The 18,394-nt window shown below is 66.6% G+C and carries 16 protein-coding genes; 2 read left to right on the forward strand and 14 right to left on the reverse strand.

The annotated features are described in order from the left end of the window. Window positions 1-465: 465 nt before the first annotated feature. Window positions 466-1,767, reverse strand: a complete 1,302-nt coding sequence (tyrS, locus tag ACFQB0_RS13990; RefSeq protein ID WP_386732840.1) for a tyrosine--tRNA ligase — start codon at window positions 1,765-1,767, stop codon at window positions 466-468. A gap of 135 nt (window positions 1,768-1,902) precedes the next feature. On the opposite strand from tyrS, the gene ACFQB0_RS13995 reads away from it, so the two are divergent. After that, window positions 1,903-2,544, forward strand: coding sequence for a DNA-binding protein (locus ACFQB0_RS13995; protein ID WP_386732841.1), 642 nt, complete (start codon window positions 1,903-1,905; stop codon window positions 2,542-2,544). Next, complete coding sequence (locus ACFQB0_RS14000; protein WP_386732843.1) at window positions 2,541-3,149, forward strand: hypothetical protein; 609 nt, start codon at window positions 2,541-2,543, stop codon at window positions 3,147-3,149. Before ACFQB0_RS13995 ends, ACFQB0_RS14000 begins: the two co-directional genes overlap by 4 nt. Before the next feature lie 57 nt (window positions 3,150-3,206). Here ACFQB0_RS14000 and ACFQB0_RS14005 read toward each other — a convergent pair whose 3' ends face one another. From ACFQB0_RS14005 to ACFQB0_RS14065, 13 genes are all read right to left on the reverse strand, one after another. After that, on the reverse strand, window positions 3,207-3,839 hold the full coding sequence (locus ACFQB0_RS14005; protein ID WP_386733296.1) for a DNA-3-methyladenine glycosylase: 633 nt from the start codon (window positions 3,837-3,839) through the stop codon (window positions 3,207-3,209). Further along, window positions 3,836-5,311: an argininosuccinate lyase gene (gene argH, locus ACFQB0_RS14010; protein ID WP_386732845.1), complete on the reverse strand. Its 1,476-nt coding sequence runs from the start codon at window positions 5,309-5,311 to the stop codon at window positions 3,836-3,838. The genes ACFQB0_RS14005 and argH overlap by 4 nt, the downstream gene beginning before the upstream one ends. Window positions 5,312-5,418: 107 nt before the next feature. Then, window positions 5,419-6,615 carry an argininosuccinate synthase gene (locus ACFQB0_RS14015; protein WP_386732847.1) on the reverse strand — a complete coding sequence of 399 codons (1,197 nt, stop codon included), beginning with the start codon at window positions 6,613-6,615 and terminating at the stop codon, window positions 5,419-5,421. A 42-nt stretch (window positions 6,616-6,657) separates the two neighbouring features. Continuing rightward, entirely contained in the window at window positions 6,658-7,587 is a 930-nt protein-coding gene (gene argF, locus ACFQB0_RS14020) for an ornithine carbamoyltransferase (RefSeq protein WP_386732850.1), read from the reverse strand. Then, window positions 7,584-8,789 (reverse strand): acetylornithine transaminase, encoded by a 1,206-nt coding sequence (locus ACFQB0_RS14025; protein WP_386732852.1) that lies wholly within the window; start codon window positions 8,787-8,789, stop codon window positions 7,584-7,586. Before ACFQB0_RS14025 ends, argF begins: the two co-directional genes overlap by 4 nt. Further along, window positions 8,786-9,727: an acetylglutamate kinase gene (argB, locus tag ACFQB0_RS14030; protein WP_386732854.1), complete on the reverse strand. Its 942-nt coding sequence runs from the start codon at window positions 9,725-9,727 to the stop codon at window positions 8,786-8,788. The genes ACFQB0_RS14025 and argB overlap by 4 nt, the downstream gene beginning before the upstream one ends. A gap of 2 nt (window positions 9,728-9,729) precedes the next feature. After that, entirely contained in the window at window positions 9,730-10,881 is a 1,152-nt protein-coding gene (gene argJ, locus ACFQB0_RS14035) for a bifunctional glutamate N-acetyltransferase/amino-acid acetyltransferase ArgJ (protein ID WP_386732856.1), read from the reverse strand. Continuing rightward, window positions 10,878-11,933 carry an N-acetyl-gamma-glutamyl-phosphate reductase gene (gene argC, locus ACFQB0_RS14040; RefSeq protein WP_386732858.1) on the reverse strand — a complete coding sequence of 352 codons (1,056 nt, stop codon included), beginning with the start codon at window positions 11,931-11,933 and terminating at the stop codon, window positions 10,878-10,880. Before argC ends, argJ begins: the two co-directional genes overlap by 4 nt. Before the next feature lie 217 nt (window positions 11,934-12,150). Then, the gene (gene pheT, locus ACFQB0_RS14045) at window positions 12,151-14,682 is read right to left on the reverse strand and encodes a phenylalanine--tRNA ligase subunit beta (RefSeq protein ID WP_386732860.1); all 2,532 of its coding nucleotides are present in this window, start codon (window positions 14,680-14,682) and stop codon (window positions 12,151-12,153) included. A 2-nt stretch (window positions 14,683-14,684) separates the two neighbouring features. Then, on the reverse strand, window positions 14,685-15,725 hold the full coding sequence (pheS, locus tag ACFQB0_RS14050; RefSeq protein WP_386732862.1) for a phenylalanine--tRNA ligase subunit alpha: 1,041 nt from the start codon (window positions 15,723-15,725) through the stop codon (window positions 14,685-14,687). 51 nt (window positions 15,726-15,776) lie between these two features. Further along, window positions 15,777-16,724 carry an amino acid ABC transporter permease gene (locus ACFQB0_RS14055; RefSeq protein WP_386732864.1) on the reverse strand — a complete coding sequence of 316 codons (948 nt, stop codon included), beginning with the start codon at window positions 16,722-16,724 and terminating at the stop codon, window positions 15,777-15,779. Continuing rightward, window positions 16,721-17,368 carry an amino acid ABC transporter permease gene (locus ACFQB0_RS14060; RefSeq protein WP_386732866.1) on the reverse strand — a complete coding sequence of 216 codons (648 nt, stop codon included), beginning with the start codon at window positions 17,366-17,368 and terminating at the stop codon, window positions 16,721-16,723. The genes ACFQB0_RS14055 and ACFQB0_RS14060 overlap by 4 nt, the downstream gene beginning before the upstream one ends. A gap of 99 nt (window positions 17,369-17,467) precedes the next feature. Then, complete coding sequence (locus ACFQB0_RS14065; RefSeq protein WP_386732868.1) at window positions 17,468-18,337, reverse strand: glutamate ABC transporter substrate-binding protein; 870 nt, start codon at window positions 18,335-18,337, stop codon at window positions 17,468-17,470. Window positions 18,338-18,394: the final 57 nt, after the last annotated feature.

Genomic DNA, 18,394 nt, shown 5'->3' on the forward strand with positions numbered 1-18,394 from the left:
AAAAACCAGATCAAACACAAGAGACCAATTCGGCACATAACAATTGGCATATAACATTGTGCACGCTGTTAAGTTCTCAAAAATCAGACACACCCGGACTCGAGCCTCTCAGCCTTCATCTCGGGGCAACTTCTCTACCCTACCACCCTGTTTCGCGGTGTCAAATCGAGTGTCTCGCACTCCGACCGCTCATACTGAGCACAGCCGCAAACACTCCCGAACTGTATGACCAGCTCTTCGAGTAGGGGCTTTCATCTTAGGCGTCAAACCGTGTCGTTGCAACAGCAACGGTCAGGCTCTGGCTGAGGATTTCGTTTCGCTTGAGGCCGGGAACCTCTTCCGCTTTCCCGCACCTGTGGGGTGACAGAGGATTACACTGCGCAGGCCACCGCGACCGGGCAAATCGGCCTCGCGTCCCGTGCATGCCGCATCCCGCGCGTGGCACACTGTCCGCAGCCGTTTGGGCTATTCGACGAACACTCCCGCGAGCGTCTTCTTACCGCGACGCAGCACGGCGACCCCGCTCGGAAGCACCGCATCCCGAATCGTCGCGGCTTCGTCGACGACCTTGACATTGTTGACGGAGACACCGCCCTGCGCGATGGCTCGCCGGGCCTCCCCCAGGCTTGCCGTGAGTCCCGTGTCAACGAGCAGCTGTGCGATCCCGGCATTCGGCGCGGTCGTCGTGTTCGGCAGCTCACGGAGCGCGGACTCGAGAGTCGCGGCATCGAGCTCAGCCAGGTCACCTTGGCCGAAGAGCGCCTCGGCTGCCGCGACCGCCTTGCGCGTGGCATCCGCGCCGTGCACCAGGCTCGTGACCTCGAACGCGAGCGCACGCTGTGCCTCGCGCTTGAACGGTTGCGCCTCGACGAGTCGCTCGAGCCGCGAGATCTCCTCCCTGCTGAAGAAGGTGAAGATCTTGAGCCTTTCGACGACATCGACGTCATCGGTGTTGAGCCAGAACTGGTAGAAGGCGTAAGGACTCGTCATCTCAGGATTCAGCCAGATGGCGTTGCCCTCGCTCTTGCCGAATTTGGTGCCGTCACTGTTGGTGATGAGCGGGGTGCCGATCGCGTGCACGCTCACGTGCTCCACTCGGTGGATGAGGTCCGTGCCGCTCGTGAGATTTCCCCACTGGTCGCTGCCGCCGCTCTGCAGGACGCAACCGTGCTGACGGTAGAGCTCGAGGAAGTCAAGCCCCTGCAGGATCTGGTAACTGAACTCTGTGTAGCTGATGCCTGCCTCGGAGTTGAGTCGCGCCGCAACCGCATCCTTCTTGAGCATCGTGCCGATGCGGTAGTGCTGCCCGATCTCGCGTAAGAAGTCGATGGCCGACAACGGCGCCGTCCAGTCGAGGTTGTTGACCAGACGCGCCGCGTTATCTCCTTCGAAGCTCAGGTAGCGGGACACCTGCACTTGCAATGAGCGCACCCAGTCCTCGACGACTTCCCGGGTGTTCAGAGTGCGTTCCGCCGTCGGCCGCGGATCACCGATCAGCCCGGTCGAGCCGCCGACCAGCCCGAGTGGACGGTGTCCAGCGAGTTGTAGACGACGCATGAGCAGCAACTGGACGAGATGACCGAGGTGCAGGCTCGCAGCGGTCGGATCGAATCCGCAGTAGTAGGTGATCGGCTCGCCCGCGAGCAGGGCTTTGATCTCGTCCGCATCCGTCGACACATGCACGAGGCCACGCCATTGGATCTCTTCCCACAGGTCGGGAAAACTTGGATCGTTGGACTGGGCGGCGAGGATGGCGGGGTCGGACACGGAGCCAGGTTATCAGCGAGGCGACGGCGACCGATTCGAGCGTATCCTTGATCCGAACATATGAAGCTCTGAGGCTTCATAAGCTGATAATTAGGCCTGTATACTTAATGTGCTAGAGATTTCGAAGGAGTGGTCATGTTCGTCATCACGGCCGACCAGATCGACAGTCGCAATGACATCGATCGAGCCGGCTCCCTCCAGGCCCAGTTGAACGAGCGCTACCGCAATGCCCTCGCCCTTCTCTTCGATCAGACATCGGGCGACGAGCTTCAGGCGGCGACGGACTCCCCCGCCGTAGCCCTCGATGTCGTGCTCGAACTCACCAGGACCGGACACTGGAGCGTGGGACTCGGCGTCGGTGCGGTGCGCACTCCGTTGCCGGATGCGGCCCGCAAGGCCACGGGTCCTGCTTTCGTCGCTGCACGCAACGCCGTCGAGGTGGCGAAGCGTGCGGACGCCCGATTCGCGCTGCATGGTCAGGAGGCGTCGCCGGATGCCGACGACCAGCCCATCCGGGTATCCGACGTCGAGCCGCTCGTGACGATGCTGCTCCTGCTACGCGCGCGCCGCACGGGGCAGGGGTGGGAAGCCGTCGACCTCCTCACCGCCGGACACAATCAGCAGTCGGCGGCAGCCCTGATCGGCATCTCCCCCGCAGCCGTGAGCCAACGGTTGAAGGTGGCGATGTGGAGCGTCGAGGAAGACGCACGGCCCGCACTGATTAGGCTGCTGGAGGAGCTCGACCGATCGGGCGCCGGAATGGAGCACGTCGCGTGATCCCCTTCTTCACCCACTGGGATATCCTGGCCGTTCTCTCCTGGGCGCTCCTCGTGATGGTCCTCACAGCCGGCGCCACCTACGCCGCGCTCGCCTTCTTCCACAGGAGTGTGCCCTATACGTGGGCGGCGGCAGGCGGACTGTTCGCCGGGCTGATCGTCACGTGGCTCGCCGACACCTCGGTCCCGCATGTCATAGGCGGACTCATCGCGTTGCTCGGCCTGGCGCTGGCGATCTTCGGAGGCGGCCCCGCCGCTGTGCTCGCCCTGTCCCTGGCCACCCACGACAGCGTGCCGCCGGGCCTCCATGGCGGGATCATGGTGCGCGATGCCCTGATCCTCGACGACAAGACCCCGATGACAGACGCCCGTCACGAGGTCCTCCAAGGGGGGACGACGATCGGAGTCCTGGAACGTGCCGCCGCGACCGGCGCGATCATCGCGGGATTCCCTGAAGCGCTAGCCATCGTCGTGGCGATCAAGGGTGTCGGCCGATTCACAGAGCTCGCCGCAGCCGAAGCCCGGGAGCGCTTCATCATCGGCACGCTCGCCAGCCTCACCTGGGCATGTCTGTGCGGCGCGATCGTTCGACTCGCCATCGGATAGGGCGACCAGACAAGACGTCCGCGCGACGCAGCCGGTCGCATGACGCCATCCCATCACTCACTCGTGGGACTTCGCATGTCTGCGATACGGCGAGACGGTCGGCTCCCCCGGCAACCAGAACCGCCAGGGGAACCCCGCACTCCCGCCGGCGCCACTGACCCCGGTGCGCGGTCCGGAGGCGAAAATCTCGGCATCGCCGGAGACAGCCAGCCGAAACGGCTCGGACAGGATGTCGGAGCCGCCGTCACCGAGACCGATACCCAGGGCCATGGCGAGCCGAGCCGGCCCCCGTGCGAGATCGCGATCGACGGACGCGGTGGGGCGCCGCCGCATCCGTGCCAACTCGAGCCCCCCGACCACTTCACCACCCCTCAGCAGCACAGCGGATGCCGCCCCGGCAGGCGAGCACACAATGTTCGCGCACACGTGCATGCCGTAGCTGAAGTACGCGTACAGCCGACCGGGCTCCGCGAACATGACCCGGGTGCGCGGTGTCGGCCCGCGGTGCGCATGCGAGCCGGGATCCTCACCAGCACCCCGATACGCCTCGACCTCGGTGATTCGCACGGCGACGATGCCTTCCGGAGTGCGGTGGCTCAGAATCGCGCCCAGAAGCTGCGGGGCCACCTCGACGGCGTCGCGCTCGAAGAACGCCCTGGTGGGCGTTCGCGGTGCCCCGGCCACGGTCAGATGCGACCAGCAGGCAACGCCGCCGCCAGCACTCGTATCCTCTCGGTGAGCGCAGCGAGTTGCTCGGCCACTCGCACCGGAGCGGTGCCGCCGATTCCGTCGCGGCTGTTCACGGATCCCTCGATCGTCAGCACCGACCGCACCTTGGGCGTGAGGTGCGGCGAGATCGTGGCAAGGTCGGCGTCGTCGATCTCGTGCAGTTCGATGCCGCGATCTTCACAGAACATGACCATCGACCCGGTGATCTCATGTGCGTCCCGGAACGGCACATGCTGCTTCACGAGCCATTCCGCGACGTCGGTGGCGAGCGAGAAACCCTGCGGCGCGAGCTCGGCCATGCGCTCCGGGTGGAATCGCATGGTCGCCACCATCCCTGTGAACGCTGGCAACAGCACCTCGAGGGTGCTGAGCGAATCGAAGACCGGCTCCTTGTCCTCCTGCAGGTCGCGGTTGTAGGCGAGTGGCAGCCCTTTGAGCGTCGCGAGCAGTCCCGCGAGATTGCCGATGAGGCGCCCGGCCTTGCCGCGCGCGAGCTCGGCGATGTCGGGGTTCTTCTTCTGCGGCATGATCGACGATCCGGTCGAGTACCCGTCGTCGAGGGTGACGAAGCCGAACTCCCGGGTGTTCCAGAGGATGATCTCCTCAGCGAGACGTGATAGGTCGATGCCGATCTGAGCAAGCACGAAGGCGAACTCGGCTACGAGGTCACGACTTGCGGTGCCGTCGATGGAGTTCTCGACGACACGCCCGAAGCCGAGTTCTCTGGCGACGAGAGCCGCGTCCAGGCCCAGGGTGTTGCCAGCGAGGGCGCCGGATCCATACGGCGAGGCATCGGCACGCACATTCCAGTCTGCGAGGCGTTCGAGGCCGCGCACGAACGGCCAGCAGTGCGCGAGTAGATGGTGCGCCAGCAGCACCGGTTGCGCGTGCTGCAGGTGCGTCCGGCCCGGCATGATCACGGCGGGGTGCGCGGCGGCCTGTGCAGCCAGCGCATCGATGAGATCGATCAGGAGCCGCGACACCCGCGCCGAATGGTCGCGGAGCAGGAGACGGATGAGAGTGGCGATCTGATCGTTACGGCTGCGCCCGGCGCGAAGCTTGCCGCCGAGGTCGCCACCGGCGATCTCGATGAGGCCGCGCTCGAGCGCGGCGTGGACATCCTCGTCGCTCTCGAGGGGGAGAAACCGGCCGTCGCGCACGGCCTGCTCGAGGGCGTCGAGCGCGCCGAGCATGCTTGCGAGCTCTGCCTCGTCGAGGTAGCCGGCAGAAGCGAGGGCCAAGGCGTGCGCCCGCGACCCGGCGATGTCGTATTCGGCGAGTTGCCAGTCGAAATGGGTCGACTTGCTCAGCGCGGCGAGTTCCGGCGATGGACCGCCCGCAAACCGTGCCCCCCACAAGGCACCCTCCGTCGTGGCGCCGACGCCGGCGATCTCATCCTTGCTGTGCTCGTTCTTGCTGTGCTCGTTGCTCATGGCATCCGCATTTCTCGTGGTTCCTTGTCGACACCCGGCTCAGGCGTTCACACTCGCCGTTCGCCCCGATGGAACGGCCGGCCACGTCGACGGGCCGGCCGTTCCGGCTACGCACCGAGGTCGCGTTTGGCCGAGATCTTGCTCGGGAGCGACCACAGCTCGATGAAGCCCTTGGCCAGGGATTGGTCGAAGGTGTCGCCGGTGTCGTAGGTAGCGAGGCTGAAGTCGTAGAGGCTCTGCTCCGACTTTCGGCCTGTGACGACCGCTCGACCCCCCTGCAGCTTCAGACGGATGTCGCCCGAGACGTACCGCTGCGTGTGGTCGATGAACGCATCGAGCGAGCGCTTGAGGCCGGAGAACCAGAGCCCGTCGTAGACGAGCTCTGACCACTTCGCCTCGACGGCGCGCTTGTAACGACCCTGGTCGCGCTCGATCGTCACGTTCTCGAGTTCTTCGTGCGCGGCGATGAGGGCGATGCCGGCCGGAGCCTCGTAGACCTCGCGGCTCTTGATGCCGACGAGGCGGTCCTCGACGATGTCAATGCGACCGACGCCGTGCTTTCCGGCGAGGGTGTTCATCGCGACGACGATCTCGAGCGGGGTATGAGCGACCCCATCGATCGCGACGGGGATGCCGGCGTCGAACGTGATCGTGACCTCGTCGGCCTCACGGAACACGTCGGGGTTCTGGGTGTACTCATAGAGGTCCTCGATGGGCGCGTTCCACGGGTCTTCGAGGAAGCCGGTCTCGACGGCACGACCCCAGACATTCTTGTCGATCGAGTACGGGCTCTTCTTCGACTGCTCGATGGGAAGGTTGTGCTGCTCCGCGTAGACGATGGCCTTGTCGCGGGTGAGCGCAAGGTCGCGCACGGGAGCGATGCTCGTGAGATCGGGGGCGAGGGCAGCGACGGCCGCCTCGAAGCGAACCTGGTCGTTGCCTTTGCCCGTGCAACCGTGAGCTACGGAGTCAGCTCCGAGCTTCTTGGCTGTTGAAGCAAGGTACTTGGCGATGAGCGGACGACTCAGCGCCGAGACGAGCGGGTAGCGCTTCTGGTACAGCGCGTTGGCTTTGAGCGCGGGAACGATGTAGTCGCTCGCGAACTCGTCCTTGGCGTCGACGACGACCGACTCGACTGCACCGCAGTCGAGCGCACGCTGGCGGACGTCCTCCATGTTCTCGCCACCCTGGCCGACATCGATCGCGAGGGCGACGACCTCTTTGCCCGTCGCATCCTTGAGCCAGCCGATTCCTACCGAGGTGTCCAGGCCACCCGAATAGGCGAGTACAACGCGTTCCGCCATGGTTCTCCTTCTATGAATTCTTCGGTCCAGTTTACGGCGGGCTCAGCCGGCGTTCTTCGTCAGCAGCCACGCCAAGAGCGCCTTCTGCGCGTGCAGCCGGTTCTCGGCTTCGTCCCAGACGATGCTCTGCGGGCCGTCGATGACGTCGGCCGTCACCTCGTAGCCGCGGTCGGCCGGGAGGCAGTGCATGAACAGCGCGTCAGGCTTCGCTCCGGCCATGAGCCGGGCGTCGACGCGATAGGAGCCGAGCTCAGCGACACGCACCGCCTTCTCCTCCTCCTTGCCCATCGACACCCAGGTGTCGGTGACGACCACATCGACACCGGCTACGGCCTCGACGGGGTCGGTGAAGAGCTCGACCGACCCGCCGGTACGGGCTGCTATGGCCGAGGCATCCGCGACGACCGAGACGTTCGGGGTGTAGCCGTCCGGCGAGGCGATCCGCACGTGCATCCCTGCCGTCGCACCCGCGAGCAGGTAGGACTGGGCCATGTTGCACGCCCCGTCGCCGAGAAAGGTGAGCGTCTGTCCGGACAAGCGTCCGCGCTTCTCCGTGATGGTGAGGAGGTCGGCGAGCAGTTGACAGGGGTGGAAGTCGTCGGAGAGCGCGTTGACGACCGGAACGGTCGTTCCGGCCGCCATCTCGTCGAGATCTGCCTGGGCGTATGTGCGCCAGACGATCGCGGACACCATCCGTTCCAGCACGCGTGCCGTGTCGGAGGGCGTCTCCTTACCGCCCAGCTGACTGTTCGCAGTGCTGATGATGAGCGGACTGCCACCGAGATCGGCTATGCCGACCGCGAAGGAGACCCGGGTTCGCGTCGACGACTTGTCGAAGATGACGGCGACCGTCTGCGGTCCTTCGAGCGGCTTCCTGCCGAATCGATCGCGCTTGAGTTCCGCAGCGAGGTCGAGGATCTCGGACTGCTCATCGGGGGTCACGTCGTCGTCGCGCAGGAAATGTCTGGTCATCGGTCGCTTTCTGTCTGGGTTCCATGATCGAGGCAGGCGAGGGCACGCGCGAATCGTCGCTCGAACTCGGCGAGCTCCACCTCGCCGATGATGAGCGGAGGCGCGATACGGATCGTCGACTCGTTCGCCGCGTTCACGATGAGGCCGTTCGCGAGCGCCGCCGCGGCGAGCTCCTGCGCACGGGGTTCCGTCAGAGCAATGCCAAGCAGCAGCCCCTGACCGCGCACACCCTCGATGTGGGGCGATGCGTAGCCGCGCACGATGTCACGCAGCTGCGCTCCACGTTCTACAGCGTTCCGGACCAGCCCCGCGGACTCGATCTCTCCGAGCACGGCATTGGCCGTCGCCGTCGCGAGCGGGTTGCCTCCGAAGGTGCTGCCGTGCTGGCCGACGGTGAACAACTCGGATGCCCGGCCGAACGTGACGAGGGCGCCGATGGGGACGCCGCCGCCGATCCCCTTGGCCACCGTAATGGCGTCGGGCCGAATGTCGGCATGCTGGAAACCGAACCACTCCCCTGTGCGCCCAGCACCGGTCTGGATCTCGTCGACGACCAGCAGGGCGCCATGACGCTCGGTGAGCTCCCTGGCACCTTTGAGATAACCCTCCGGCAGGGGCAACACGCCGGCCTCGCCCTTGATCGGCTCGACGAACAGCGCCGCGACGGACTCGTCGATGGCCGTCTCGAGCGCCTCGAGCGTGCTGTCGATGTGTTCGACTCCGCCGGGCAGCGGCTCGAACGGCTCACGCATGTGGGCCTTGCCGGTGAGGGCGAGGCTCCCGATCGTGCGGCCGTGGAAGCTGTCCGTCAAAGCGAGGATGCGCGGGCGAGCAGTTCCGCCGTTCAGCCGTGCGAGCTTGAACGCCGCCTCGTTCGCCTCGGCACCGGAGTTGCCGAAGAACACCCGGCCGCCTGACCCCGTCGCCGCTAGGCGAGTCAGGCGTTCGGCGAGTTCCAGCTGGGGTGGTGTCGCAAAGTAATTGGAGACGTGTGCGAGCGTCGCGGCCTGACGTGCGATCGCCTCGACGAAGACCGGATGCGCATGGCCGAGGGCGTTGACGGCGATGCCTGCGAGAAAGTCGAGATACTCGACCCCGTCTGCATCCCACACCCGTGCCCCTTCACCGCGCACGAGAAGCGCGAGGGGCCGACCGAAGGTGCGCATCATTGTCGCACCCGAGCGCTGCTGCCAGGCGTTCACGACACCACCTCCGTCTCGAGAACCACCGGTTCCGCCCCAGCGACCACCTCGGTGCCGATACCGTTCTGGGTGAAGATCTCGAGCAGGATCGAATGGGGCACCCTTCCGTCGATGACCGCGGCCTTCGCCACCCCGCCGTCGACGGCCTCCAGACAGGCCGCCATCTTCGGGATCATCCCCGATTCCAGCCGGGGCAAGAGATCCCTGAGGGTGGGCGCGTCGATGACCGAGACGAGGGATTCGCGATCGGGCCAGTCACGGTAGAGACCCGCGACGTCGGTGAGGATCACGAGTTTCGCCGCGCCGAGAGCGACGGCGAGCGCAGCCGCGGCCGAATCGGCGTTCACGTTGAGCGACTGCCCCGGGACTTCCGCATCGGGCGCGATCGACGAGACGACGGGGATTCGGCCGGCCTCGAGCTGGGCATGCACAGCCGCGGGATCGACGGCGATGACGTCGCCGACGAGTCCGAGGTCGACCTCCTCACCGTCGACGACGACGCCACGACGACGCCCCCGAAACAGTCCGGCATCCTCACCGGAGAGACCTGCGGCCAGCGGACCGTGCTGGTTGATCTCACTCACGAGAGCGCGGTTGACCTGGCCCGTGAGCACCATACGCACGACATCCATCGCCTCGGGGGTCGTGACCCGGTACCCGCCACGGAACTCGCTCGGGATGCCGAGTCTCTCGAGCATCTCGGAGATCTGCGGACCGCCGCCGTGCACGACCACGGGTCGGATGCCGACGTAGAGCAGGTAGACCATGTCCTCGGCGAAGGCACGCCGCAGTTCTTCGCTCACCATGGCATTGCCGCCGAACTTCACAACGACGACCTGGTCGTGGAAGCGTTTCAGCCACGGCAGGGACTCGATCAGGGTGGCGGCTTTGCCTGCTGCGTCGGCGTGGAGCCGCCGGGTCTCGTCGTCGATGCCCATCGTCAACTCGCGTACGCACTGTTCTCGTGCACGTAATCGTGGGTGAGATCGTTGGTGAGGATGGTCGCGCTCGCACCACCCTGTTTGAGGTCGACGACCACGGAGACCGCACGCGGCGTGAGATCGACGAGCTCACGCGGTTGATCGGGCTGGCCCTGCGAGCACACGCGGATGCCATTCATGCTCACATCGACGTCGTAGGGGTCGAAGGGCGCCTTCGTCGTCCCGATCGCGGCGAGCACCCGACCCCAGTTGGGGTCGTTGCCGAAGACAGCCGCCTTGAAGAGGTTGCTGCGCGCGACCGCGCGACCGACCTCGACAGCGTCGTCCTCCGTCACCGCACCGAGCACCTCGATGCTGATGTCGTGACTCGAGCCCTCGGCATCCGTCTGCAGTTGCAGAGCGAGGCTCGTGCAGACCTCGACGAGCGCGAGCCGGAACGCCTCGGGGTCCGGCACGACGCCCGATGCCCCGGAGGACAGTAACGAGACCTGATCGTTCGTCGACATGCAGCCGTCGGAGTCGAGCCGGTCGAAGCTCACCCTGGTCGCCTCACGCAGCGCCACGTCGAGTTGCCCCGAGCCGAGGACGGCGTCGGTCGTGAGCACGACGAGCATGGTCGCGAGTCCCGGCGCCAGCATGCCAGCCCCCTTGGCCATGCCACCGATCGCCCAGCCGTCGCCGCGGAAAATCGCGGTCTTCTCGACGGTGTCGGTCGTCATGATCGCCCGCGCCGCGTCGGTCCCGCCCTGATCGGAGAGTTCGCGTGCAGCGAGGGCGACACCCGCCTCGAGCACCACACCGTCGAGTTGGTCGCCGATGAGGCCGGTCGAGCAGACGAGCACGTCTCCCGCAGAGATCCCGAGCGCCGCCGCGACGGCCTCCGCCGTGCGATGCGTGACCTGGAACCCTTGCTGTCCGGTGAAGCAGTTGGCGCCGCCCGAGTTCAGCACGACGGCGTCGACCTCGCCGTCCGCGATGACCTGCTTCGACCAGAGGATGGGGTTGGCCTGCGCCCGATTGCTCGTGAAAACCGCCGCCGCCGCCCGCGAGGGTCCCCGGTTGACCACGAGCGCGAGGTCACGCGCACCGGATTTCTTGATTCCGGCGGCGACTCCGGCCGCTTCGAAGCCGAGGGGGGCGGTGACACTCACGGTGCGACTCCATTCAGTGAAAGACCCGTCGTCTCGGGCAGGCCGAGCGCGATGTTGGCGGATTGGATGGCGGCGCCGGCCGTTCCTTTGACGAGGTTGTCGAGGGCCGCGACCACAACGACACGCCCAGCGGCCTCGTCGACGGCGAGTCCGATGAGTGCCGTGTTGGCGCCGAGTGTGTCCGCCGTCCGCGGGAAATCCCCCTCGGGAAGCAGCTGGACGAAGGGCTCGTCCGAGTAGGCGTCGTGCCACGCGGCCCGGACGGTCGCGGCATCCGTGCCTGGAACGATGCGCGCCGTCGAGGTAGCCAGGATTCCCCGTGACATCGGCACCAGGACGGGCGTGAACGAGATGGTGGGCGCCGTCGCCCCTGCCGCACGCAGCGCTTGCCGGATCTCGGGGATATGCCGGTGCGTCCCGCCGACCGCGTAGGGATTGGCCGAACCGAGGATCTCGCTCGCCAGCATGGTGATCTTGAGGGTCTTTCCGGCCCCGGAAGGGCCGACCGCGAGCACGGCGACGAGGTCGCGGTCGTCGATCACGCCCGCACGGACGCCGGGCGCGAGCGAGAGCGCCACGGTGCTGGCATTGCAGCCGGGGGCTGCGATACGCCGCTCCCCGACGAGAGCCTCACGCTGCTTGAGCGGGCTTGCCGAGCCTCCGACGAAGAGTTCGGGGACGCCATAGCTCCAGGCGCCGAAATACTCCCCTCCGTAGAACGCGGTCCAGTCGCTTTCGCTCCGCAGCCGATGGTCGGCTCCGCAGTCGACCACGAGGGTCTCTGGGTCGAAGGCGGCCGCCAGCTCTCCCGATTTCCCGTGCGGCAGCGCGAGGAAGACCACGTCGTGGCCAGCGAGGACCTCGGGTGTCGTCGCTTGCAGAGTGAGATGTGCGAGCGAGCGCAGGTGCGGTTGCACCGCCACGAGCGGTTGTCCGGCGTTCTGATGCGCCGTCACCGTCCGTACCTCGAAGTCAGGGTGTCCGGAGAGTATCCTAAGGAGTTCTCCGCCCGCATAGCCGGATGCGCCGGCCACGGCTACCGCGAATGTCATGCTTCTTCCTTATTGAGTAGGCGACGGGGGACCAGCGGCGACGCCCACGTCGACCCACTCAGGGGTCGCATATGCGTCGCCTAGATTCGGCGGTCGTTCCGGCGTCGGCGCGGCACGCACACGGCCACGACGGGCTGTGCGAGAAAAGCGTGCTGAGCGAGAAGCATGTCGAGATCCTAGCGTGCGACGTTGGAGAAAGCCAAAACCGGCACCGGCCTCACTCGCGAATCGTCGCGCCGAAGAGTTCTGCGGCGCGCTCCGCGCCGCTCAGCTTCGCCGCACTCGCCTCCGCCGCCGTCAGGGTGCGGTCGGCGGCACGGAACCTGAGCGCGAAGGTCAGGCTCTTGTTGCCCTCTGGCAGACCCGTCCCCCGGTAGTCCGAGACCAGTCGCACATCCTCGAGCAGTTCACCGGCCCCCTCGACGACCGCCGCACGCACCGCGCCGGCCGGAGCACTCCGGGCGACGACGAGTGAGAGATCTTGCGTTGCCGCCGGCATCGTGAGCACCGGGCGGGCGAGGATCTCGCGACGCCCGGAGCGGATGAGCACGTCCAGGTCGAGTTCGAATGCGGCGACCCTATGCGGCAGATCGAACTCGAGCGCGAGGGAAGGGAGCAGTTCGCCTGCGAAGCCGACGATCGGCGAGCCATCGGGCGTCACTGCGGTGAGCCGCGCCGTCCTGCCTGGATGGAATGCGGGATGCTCGCCCTGTGACACCTCGATGGTCACGTCGAGGGCATGTGCCACCTGACGGACCGCTGCAAGGGCATCCTGCCAGTCCCAGGCCACGGCCGCCTGCTCCGGCTGACGTGGGATGGCGTTGCCGAGGAGGAGCCCGGAGAGGTAGCGCGGCTGCTCCGGGATGCCCGCGTTGAGCGCTGCGAGCGCCTCGGAGGAGGGGCGCGCGGCTCCGATCGGGAGCTCATCGACGCCGAAACGATCACCCCCCTGCGGGAGGAACACGAGTCCGCTTTCGAAGATCGCCAGGTCGGTGAGTCCCCGGGAGAGGTTGCGGTGCGCGATCTCTGCGAGGCCGGGCAGCAATGAGGTACGGAGCACAGGGCGCTCGCCATCGAGCGGGTTGGCGACCCTGACAGGCGCGCCGACGTCGACTCCGAGTCGGCCGAAGGTCGCGACATCCGTCTCTCGGACGAAGGGGTATGCGAGCACCTCGGTCAGCCCACTCGCGGCGAGGACGTTCGCGGCGATGCGACGCAGTCGCTGCGCACGCGTCAGTCCGCGCCCGGGAGGAGCCACAGGGAGCACAGCCGGGATGCGATCGTAACCGGAGATGCGGGCGACCTCTTCGGCGAGACCCGCCTTGTCGACGAGGTCGGGCCGCCAGCTCGGCGGGGTTACGAGCAGCTCACCTCCACGCGCCTCGAGACGGGCGCCGATCTCCACGAGAGCGTCGCGCACCTCCTCCGGCGTATAGTCGACGCCGATGAGACCCGAGACGAAGCCTGCGGGAAGCACGATGACGGGACGCTCCTGGCTCTGCTGATGCACCGAGCCCAGCGGGTCGTCCGATCCACCGGCGAGCTCGACGAGGAGCTGCACGACGCGCGCCGCGGCGGTCTCGGCGACCTGCGGGTCGACTCCGCGTTCGAAGCGTCTGGACGCCTCGCTCGGGAGCTTGTGCCGACGCGCGGTGCGAGCGATCGACACCGGGTCGAAGTTCGCGGCTTCGACGAGCACGTTGCGAGTCCCGTCGCCGATCTCCGTAGTGGCGCCGCCCATCACCCCGGCGAGACCGATCGCGCCTGACTCGTCGGCGATGACAAGGTCTTCGGGGTGGAGCGAGCGCTCCTTCTCGTCGAGGGTGACCAGCTTCTCTCCTGCGGCGGCACGCCGCACCGTGATGCCCCCGCGGAGCGCGTCGAGGTCGTAGGCGTGGATCGGCTGTCCGAGCTCGAGCATCACGTAGTTGGCGACGTCCACGACGAGCGAGACCGAGCGGATGCCTGCGAGTTTGAGCCTCGCGACGAGCCAGGCCGGTGACGGCCGGCTCGGGTCGATCCCCCGTACGGCACGGGTGATGAACACGGTCGCACCGACGCGGTCGCGGATCGGCGCGTCGTCGGCGACGGTGACGCCGAAGCCTGCACCCGCAGCGAGCACGACACCCGCGGCCGGATCCCGGAACGCCGCCCCCGTGGCGTGCGCGTACTCGCGGGCGACGCCGCGGATCGAGAACGCGTAGCCGCGATCCGGGGTGACGTTGATCTCGACGGCGGCGTCGTCGAGCCCGAGCAGCGAGATCGCGTCTTCACCCACCTCGGGGTCGAGCCCCAGAGTCGACAGGCGCAGGATGCCGTCGTGGTCATCGCCGAGTCCGAGTTCGCGCGCGGAGGCGATCATGCCATCGGAGAGGTGACCGTAGGTCGTGCGCGCAGCAATCGGGAACGGACCGGGCAGCACCGAACCGGGCAGGGTCACCGCGACCTTGTCGCCGACGAAGAAGTTGCGTGCGCCACAGACGATGCCGTGCACGGCGGGCCCACCATCGGCGGCGACCTCGCCGTCCGGGGCGACCCGCACCTGGCACCAGCGGATCGTCTTACCGTTCGCCTGGGATTCCTCGACGAACTCGAGCACCTGGCCGACGACGATCGGTCCGGACAGTTCGAAGGTGTGCACGTCCTCTTCCTCGAGGCCGACGCGCACGAGGGCGGCGTGCACGTCCTCCGGGGTCGCACCGGGCACCAGGTCGACGTATTCGGCGAGCCAGCTCAACGGGATGCGCACGGCTACACCACCATCCCGAACTGCTGGCTGAACCGGATATCGCCTTCGACCATGTCCCGCATGTCCTTCACATCGTTGCGGAACATCACTGTGCGTTCGACGCCCATGCCGAACGCAAAACCCGAGTAGGCCTCTGGGTCGATCCCCGCTGCGCGCAGCACGTTGGGGTTGACCATGCCGCAACCGCCCCACTCCACCCAGCGAGCGCCACCCTTGAAGGTGGGATGCCAGACGTCGAGTTCCGCACTCGGCTCGGTGAACGGGAAGTAGCTCGGGCGCAGACGGATCTTCGCGTCATCGCCGAACATGATGCGGGCGAAGTGCTCGAGCGTGCCGCGCAGATGCGCCATGGTGAGTCCTTTGTCCACGGCGAGGCCCTCGAACTGGGTGAACACGGGAGTATGGGTCGCATCGAGCTCATCGGTGCGGAAGACACGTCCTGGGGCGAGCACATAGACCGGGAGCTCGCGGTCGAGCAGGGCACGCACCTGCACGGGCGAAGTGTGCGTGCGCAGCACGAGGTGAGCTTCAGGCGGGTCGACGAAGAAGGTGTCCTGCATCGCGCGAGCGGGATGGTCGGCGTCGAAGTTGAGGGCGTCGAAGTTGAACCATTCGCTCTCGAGTTCCGGCCCCTCGGCGATCTCCCATCCCATTCCGACGAAGACATCGGAGACCTGCTCCTGCAGCAGGGCGAGCGGATGACGAGCGCCCTGCTGACGACGCACGGCAGCGGCGGTCACATCCACCGTCTCCGCCACGAGCCGGGCGGCGGCCTCCGCCGCGACGATCTGCTGCTCGCGTGCCAGGAACGCCTGGTTGACGCGCGAGCGCGCCTGCCCGACGAGCTTGCCAAAGCCGGCCTTCTGATCGGACGGCACGTTGCGGAGCTCTGCGTTCAGGCGGGCGAGCGGAGACGCCTCTCCGAGATGTTCGGTACGCACGAGCAGGAGCATCGAGGAGTCGTCGGCTGCGCCGATCGCGGTGAGTGCCGCGTCGACGGCCGCGGTGACCGCTGGTTCGGAGATGAGGGTGGGCTCTGACACAAGGCTCAAGTTTAGTCAGCGCACCGGGCGACACCGCACCGGCCGGAGAATCTAACGCGAGGCCCCCTGGGTCGTCTCCGAGGTGCGTGCTTGTGCGGATGCGAGCGCCACGAGCGTGGCCTGGTCGGGGTCGACGGGCAGGCCTGACTTGCCTTGCCTGCCTGCACGGCCTCCTCCGCTCGCCGTGCGGCGCGAGAGCCAGCGGGCGAACCAGGACAGCGAGAGGTTCATGATCAGGTAGATCACGAGTGTCACTGCGAACAATGAGAACAGATAGCGGTTGCCGTAGAAGCTCGCGAGGTTGTTCATGGTCGTGCGGATGAGCTCGTTGTAGCCGACGATGTAGCCGAGCGAGGTGTCCTTGAGCAGCACGACGAGTTGAGCGAGGATGACCGGGAGCATCTGCCGGAAGGCCTGAGGGAACTCGATGAACATCTTGGACTGCATGGGCCGCATGCCCAGGCTGAGACCGGCCTCGCGCTGACCACGTGGCAGAGCTACGAGACCGGCGCGCAACGCCTCACCGATAAGCGCTCCGTTGTAGACGCCGAGGGCGAGGACGACAGCCCAGAAGGTTCCGGTCGACGCGACGAGCAGGATGAACAACATCATGAGCAGCACGGGCATGCCGCGGAAGAACTCGAGCACGACCGCGGTCGGAACACGGACCCAGGCGATCTGCGAGCTGCGCAGCAGCGAGAACAACACTCCCAGTGCCAGGGCGATGGCCGCCGCCGCCGCCGCCGCACTCAGAGTACCGACGATGCCCCGCGACCAGATCAGATTCCACACCCGCGGATCAGCGAAGATGTCCCACCGGCTGGGGTTGAACATCCCGGGGAGGACGAGTCCGCCGGAGACAGGACGTGGAGCGGCGAGCACGAACGCCATCCAGCCGAGACCGGCGAGGATCAGGATTCCGGCGACGATCGAGAGCAGCATCGAGAGACGGCGGGCTTTCGGACCCGGCGCGTCGAACAACACGGACGACGAGCTCATCGCTGCACCATCACTCTCTTCTCGACCTGGACCGCTATCAACCCGAGCGGGATGGTGATGACGAGGTAGAAAGTGGCGACACCGAGCAGCACGGCGATGACGGCATTGCCGTTCGCGTTGGCGAGCTCCTTGCCGATGGTGAACAGCTCGGCAACGAAGAAACCGCCGGCGACCGAGGTGTTCTTGGTCAGCGCGATGAAGACGTTGATGAGGGGCGGCACGACCATGCGAAACGCCTGCGGGAAGACGACGAAGCTCACGGTCTGGCTGAAGCCGAAGCCGAGGCTCCTGGCGGCCTCCGCCTGCCCGATCGGCACCCCGTTGACGCCCGACCGCAGAGCCTCGGCGATGAACGGCGAGGTGTAGACGCTCAGGCCGATCATCGCGGAGACCAGATAGGGCAGTTCACTGCCGAGGTAGGGAAGGATGATCGCGCAGAAGAACAGCACGAGCGTCAACGGGGTGTTGCGCACCAACTCGGTGTAGACGGTGGCGAAACCTCGCAGCGACGCGATCGGAGAAATCCGCATGGCGGCGATGAACGTGCCGATCACGAGAGCGGCGACACCCGAGACCACGAGCAACAGCAGCGTCAGGCGGAACCCGTCGAGATAGCGCGGGAGGTTGTCTACGATGACGTCCACTCGGCGGATCCTTTCTCTGCGATGCGGCGACTCTGGGATGCGGCGAATTTCCGGGGGTGGGTCGGGTGCCGGCGGCATCCGACCCACCCCCCGGCGTGCCTAATAGCGGTCGACGGCCGGCGGCTCGGCGAAGGGCAGCACAGTGCCTGCGGTGGACTCCCACGCCTTCTTGTAGGAGCCGTCGGCGTATGACTCCTCGAGCACGTCGTCGATGAAGCTGCGGAATTCGGTGTCGTCCTTCTTGAGGCCGATGCCATAGGGCTCCCGCGTGAACGGCTTGCCAACGACCTTGAACTCGCCCTCGTTCTGCGCCGCAAGCCCGGCGAGGATCACGTTGTCGGTGCTGACCGCGACCACCTGGCCCGTGCGCAGCGGCTCGAGACAGTTCGTGTAGGTATCGGTCAGCACAGGCTGTGCGCCGATTTCGGCGAGTTTGGCCGCGGGCGTGGAGCCCGTCACCGAGCAGACCGGCTTCCCGACGAGGTCGCTCTCACTCGTGATGTCGTTGTTGTCGGCGAGAACGAGGATCGACTGACCCGCCATGTAGTAGGGACCGGCGAAGGAGATGACCGCCTTGCGCTTGTCGTTGATCGTGTACGTCGCGACGACGATGTCGACCTCGCCGTTCTCGATGAAGGGCTCCCTGTTGGCCGAAACCGATTCCTTCCACTCGATCTTGTCGGCGGCGATGCCGAGCTTTGCCGCTATGATCTTGCCGATCTCGACATCGAAGCCCTCCGGCACGCCGTCGGGACCGAGGAGGCCGAACAGGGGTTGGTCGAACTTGGTTCCAATCGTGATGGTGCCGGCCGCGGCGAGCTTCGCCATCGTGGTGCCGGTCGCGAAGCTGGGGGCGGGTTCCGGTTCGGTGCCACCACCGGCACTCCCGGTGCCGCCGCTGCTACAGGCCGCGAGGGCCAGGACTCCTGCCGCGGCGATCGCGGCGATGGAGAGCTTTCTGCGCTTCATGGTCTTCTCCTCCGTTGTGTGCTGGTCCGTTGTGTGCTGTGCCTCGACCGCGACCGG

It is taken from the genome of Luethyella okanaganae (genome assembly GCF_042660285.1).
Taxonomy (GTDB): Bacteria; Actinomycetota; Actinomycetes; order Actinomycetales; family Microbacteriaceae; genus Luethyella; species Luethyella okanaganae.

Coding starts and splice junctions, on each gene's coding strand:
- ACFQB0_RS13995 (WP_386732841.1), top strand. CDS start 1,903: ATGTTCGTCATCACGGCCGACCAGATCGACAGTCGCAATGACATCGAT.
- argH (WP_386732845.1), bottom strand. CDS start 5,311: ATGAGCAACGAGCACAGCAAGAACGAGCACAGCAAGGATGAGATCGCC.
- ACFQB0_RS14015 (WP_386732847.1), bottom strand. CDS start 6,615: ATGGCGGAACGCGTTGTACTCGCCTATTCGGGTGGCCTGGACACCTCG.
- argF (WP_386732850.1), bottom strand. CDS start 7,587: ATGACCAGACATTTCCTGCGCGACGACGACGTGACCCCCGATGAGCAG.
- argB (WP_386732854.1), bottom strand. CDS start 9,727: ATGGGCATCGACGACGAGACCCGGCGGCTCCACGCCGACGCAGCAGGC.
- argC (WP_386732858.1), bottom strand. CDS start 11,933: ATGACATTCGCGGTAGCCGTGGCCGGCGCATCCGGCTATGCGGGCGGA.
- ACFQB0_RS14055 (WP_386732864.1), bottom strand. CDS start 16,724: ATGAGCTCGTCGTCCGTGTTGTTCGACGCGCCGGGTCCGAAAGCCCGC.
- ACFQB0_RS14065 (WP_386732868.1), bottom strand. CDS start 18,337: ATGAAGCGCAGAAAGCTCTCCATCGCCGCGATCGCCGCGGCAGGAGTC.